The sequence below is a fragment of the Actinotalea subterranea genome (genome assembly GCF_008364845.1).
Classification (GTDB): domain Bacteria; phylum Actinomycetota; class Actinomycetes; order Actinomycetales; family Cellulomonadaceae; genus Actinotalea; species Actinotalea subterranea.
On record NZ_VTTP01000023.1, the window covers coordinates 1 to 3,321 of the forward strand.

Below are 3,321 nucleotides of genomic sequence, written 5' to 3' on the forward strand. Positions count from 1 at the left end.
CGCAGCCACCGCCTGCACATTGCGCGACACCTGCTCCGACGCAGCAGCAACCACACCCGCCTGCACACTCGTCTCCTCGGACCCCGCAGCCACCTGCGTGTTCGCCGCCGACAGCTCCTCCGCCGCAGCCGCCACGAGGTCGGCCGACTCCACGACGCTGCCGATCAGGGCACGCAGCGACTCCTGTGCCTGCACCAGACCGCCGGCCATCTGGCCGATCTCGTCGCCCGAGCGAACCGTGGGCTCGTGCGTGAGGTCGCCCGCGGCCATCGCGTCGACGGCACGCTTGACCTCGACGACGTCGCGCCGCATCGCATTCGCGATCATCACGCCGAAGAACCCGGTCAGGAGAACCCCGAGCACGACGACGACGATCGAGATGAGGATGCCCTGCTCGGCCTCGGCCTCGGCCTTCGCCGCGATGTCCTCCATGACGGCAGCGACCTCGGCCTCGACCTCCGTGAGGTTGCCGACCATCGTGCCGCCCAGGTCGCTCGCGCCGCCGTCGCGGACCGCGGCCCACTCGTCGCGGTCGTCGGCCAGCGCCGCGTCGAGCAGGTCACCGTCGACGATGCCGCGGTAGGCGACGAGTGATGTCCCGAACGCCTCCCACGCCTCCGGGCTGTCGCCGTGCGCGGCGACGAACGCGTCGTGGAACGTCGCCGACGCGGTGTCGAGCGCCCCGTAGGCCGCCTCGAGCTTGTCGATCTGGGCGTCCTTGCCGGCAGGCGGGTACGCGCCGACGGCGGTGATGGTGTTGCGCACCGTCCAGAGCGCGTCCTTGAGCGCCGTGAGCGAGCCGCTGACCGTGGACTGGGTCTCGGCGAGCTCGGTCGCGTCGTTCTTGATCTCCGTCATCGTCACGCCGGCGTAGACGCCGAGGCCGCCACCGAAGACCGCGAACGCCAGCACGAGCGCCATGATCTTCGTGCGGACCGAGGCCCGCTTCCACGCGCCGAGACGTACCGCCGCGGGGGCGGGTGCCGTGCCGTGCCCGCCGGCACGCGGCGAGGAGGACGGGGTCGTGGGGGACGGGGCGGCGGGGGGCCGGCTCGTGACGCTGGTGGTGCTCATGGATCTCTCCGGAGGTGCGTGCCGGCTCACGCCGACGGGGGGTGTCGCGCGGTCGGCCCCACCCGACCGCGCGACCTGGGGGTCAGTACGTGAAGGTGGAGAGCTTGGCGCGCAGGTCGGCCGCCATCTGGGCGAGCTCGTTCGTCGAGGCACCCATCTGCGACAGCACGTCGGCCGAGCTCGCTGCGGAGCTGGCGACGCCTGTGATGTTCGCGGCGATCTCGCCCGAGCCGGTCGCGGCCTCGGCAACGCCGCGCGACATCTCGTTGGTCGTGGCCGTCTGCTCCTCGACCGCAGAGGCGATCGTCAGCTGGTAGTCGTTGATCTGGGCGATGATCTGCGAGATCTGACCGATGGCGCCGACGGCACCCGTGGTGTCGGCCTGGATGGCCTCGACCCGACGCGCGATGTCCTCGGTGGCCCGCGCGGTCTCCTGCGCGAGCTCCTTGACCTCACCGGCCACGACGGCGAAGCCCTTGCCGGCCTCACCGGCGCGCGCGGCCTCGATCGTCGCGTTGAGCGCGAGCAGGTTCGTCTGCTCCGCGATCGACGTGATGACCTTGATGACGTTGCCGATCTCCTGCGAGCTCGTGCCCAGCTTCGCGACGGACTCGTTGGTCGCGGCGGCGACATCGGTGGCCTGCGCGGCGACCTTGGCGGCCTCGTTCGCGTTGGTCGCGATCTCGCGGATCGACGCACCCATCTCCTCGGCGCCCGCGGCGACGGCCTGCACGTTGCGGCTGACCTGCTCGGCCGCGGCGGCGACGACGCCGGCCTGCGCGCTCGTCTCCTCGGACGCGGTGACGACCTGGGAGCCGGCGGCCGACATCTCCTCGGACGCCGCGGCGATCGTCTGGGACGCGTCGCCGACCGCGGCGAGCGTCTCCCGCAGGGACGTCTGCGCCGTCACGAGGGCCACGGCCATCTGGCCGAGCTCGTCGGTGCTGTCGACGTCAGGCGCCACGGTGAGGTCACCGCGTGCGAGGGCCTCGATGGAGCGCTTGACGCGCTCCACGCTGCCCCGGATGTTGCGCGCGACGACGAGGGCCAGGCCCGAGGCGAGCGCGAGCGCGATGACCAGCACGACGACGAACAGGGTCGTCGAGGACGTCTTCTCCTCGGCGGCGTGCTCGGCGGTGGTGGCGGTGTAGGCCACGATGTCCGCGGCCGTCGCGTCGAGCGCGTCGACGTAGGTGTCCTTGAGCGGCTCCGTCACCTCGGCCAGCACGCGCTCGTACTCGGTGCGGTCGTCCGTGAGGGCAGCGGGCATGAGCTCCGTGTCCCGTGCCTCGAGCCACTGCGGCCACGTCTCGAGGAACGTGCCCCACGCGGCGATCTCGACGCCCGCCGTCGCGGCCGAGAATGCCTCGATCGCCGCGGCGATCTCGGCGTCGTTGCTCTCCTGGTCCGCGAACCAGGCCTCCTTGGCCTCTTCGCTCTCCGCGGCGGCGATCTGCGCCGCGATCATGCGCGCCTTGAGCTGTCCCTGGTGCACCGTCTGGAGCGGCGCCGAGACGCCCGCCTGGATGTCGGCGAGCTCGGCGGTGTTGCCGGCGAGGCCGTTCAGCGCCTTGATCGCGACGCCGCCCGAGACGGCTGCGGCCACCGCGAAGACGACGATGAGCGAGAGGATCTTGGTCCGCACGGGGAGGTTCTTGACGATCGAGCCCGTGCGGCGCGGGGCCCTGGCAGGGCGTTCCTGGCGCGCTCGTGCGGACTGCGTCGACGACGGCGGGGCGGGGTGGTGCACCGGTGCGGAGACCGGCTGTGCGACGGCGGTGGGGGACATGAGTCCTCCTTCGGGGACGGGTGCCCGCGGGGGGAGCGGGCATCTGTCCGTCCCATCGGCCGAGACGATTCGTCCGTGAGCCGGAGGATCTTGAAGTCCAGGGTGATAACTGATTGTGACCCGGACATATGACAAAGGGCAGCCTCTCCTTCCGGAGAAGCTGCCCCTCGGGACCCGCCGCCTCGGCGCGAGCCCCGCACGTCACACCCTGCGCGTCATACCCTGAAGGCCGAGACCTTGCTGCGGAGCCGACCTGCCATGCCCGCCAGGTCCTGGGTCTCGGTGCCCATCTGGACCAGGACGTCGGCGGCGGTCTGGGCCGAGCCCGCGACCCCGGTGATGTTCGCCGTGATCTCGCCGGAGCCGGTGGCGGCCTCGGTGACCCCACGCGACATCTCGTTCGTCGTGGCCGTCTGCTCCTCGACCGCCGACGCGATCGTCAGCTGGTAGTCGTTGAT

General features: G+C 71.6%; 2 protein-coding genes and 1 pseudogene. All 3 read right to left on the minus strand.

Features of this window, described 5'->3' with window-relative positions:
- The coding region (locus tag FZ988_RS18330; protein WP_149205489.1) for a HAMP domain-containing protein at positions 1–1,074 on the minus strand (1,074 nt) is incomplete at its 3' end.
- Positions 1,075–1,156: 82 nt separating this feature from the next.
- On the minus strand, positions 1,157–2,863 hold the full coding sequence (locus tag FZ988_RS18335; RefSeq protein ID WP_149205490.1) for a methyl-accepting chemotaxis protein: 1,707 nt from the start codon (positions 2,861–2,863) through the stop codon (positions 1,157–1,159).
- 215 nt (positions 2,864–3,078) lie between these two features.
- Positions 3,079–3,321, minus strand: a pseudogene (locus FZ988_RS18340) (methyl-accepting chemotaxis protein); the annotation flags it as partial.